This is a genomic window from Falsiroseomonas sp. HC035 (assembly GCF_050563525.1).
GTDB lineage: Bacteria > Pseudomonadota > Alphaproteobacteria > Acetobacterales > Acetobacteraceae > Falsiroseomonas.
The window spans coordinates 1-850 of record NZ_JBNXUN010000075.1 but is presented as its reverse complement, the minus strand read 5'-3'; the positions used below and the strand labels follow the sequence as shown (position 1 = coordinate 850).

The following is an 850-nucleotide window of genomic DNA, read 5'->3' as shown; positions in this document are numbered from 1 at the left end:
CTAGGCTCAGGACCCATTAATCGCTTGCATCAAGGCGTCGGCTTGTGATTCTGGATGTGGCGGAGGTCCCGCCATGTCCGCACCGCCCTTCCTGCTGACGCCCAGCCAGATGCGCCGCCTGTCGCCCCACTTCCCGCGCTCGCATGGCGTGCCGCGGGTGGATGATCGCCGGGTGATCAGCGGCATCATCTACGTCATCCGCCATGGATTGCAGTGGCGCGATGCGCCCCCCGCCTACGGGCCGCACAAGACGCTCTACAACCGCTTCGTGCGCTGGAGCCGCCTTGGCGTATTCGACCGCATCTTCGCGGCCTTGGCGGCCGAAGCTGGGCCACCCGATCGGCTGATGATCGACAGCACCCACCTGAAGGCCCACCGCACCGCAGCCAGCCTGCTCAAAAAGGGGCTTTTTCCCGCTGTATCGGCCGAACCAAGGGCGGCCTGAACTCCAAGCTCCACGCCGTCTGCGACGGTCAAGGCCGCCCGGTCCTGATGCTGCTGACCGAGGGGCAGGCCAGTGACCATCGCGGCGCCGCCCTGATGCTGCCCCACCTGCCGCCCGCCCGAGAACTCATCGGCGACCGCGGCTATGACAGCGGGCGCTTCCGCACCGCCCTGCAGGACAAGGGCATCACCCCCTGCATTCCGTCTACGCGTCGCCGGAAGCTACCCATCCCGCATGACACCGCGCTCTACCGCCAGCGCCACCGCATCGAGAACATGTTCGGCAGGCTCAAGGACTGGCGCCGCATCGCCATGCGCTACGACCGCTGCGCCCACACCTTCTTCAGCGCCATCACCCTCGCCGCCACCGTCACCTTCTGGCTCAGGCAATGAGTCCTGAGCCTAG

The 850-nt window shown here is 66.9% G+C and carries 1 protein-coding gene; it reads left to right on the top strand.

The features are described 5' to 3' along the window. The first annotated feature begins 73 nt into the window (after positions 1-73). Positions 74-837, top strand: a protein-coding gene (locus ACLF3G_RS29505) for an IS5 family transposase (RefSeq protein WP_430672939.1) whose coding sequence is annotated in 2 segments (ribosomal slippage) — positions 74-391 and positions 394-837 — 762 coding nt in all. Because the reading frame shifts where the segments join, the coding sequence is not laid out codon by codon here. The last annotated feature ends 13 nt before the right edge of the window (positions 838-850 follow it).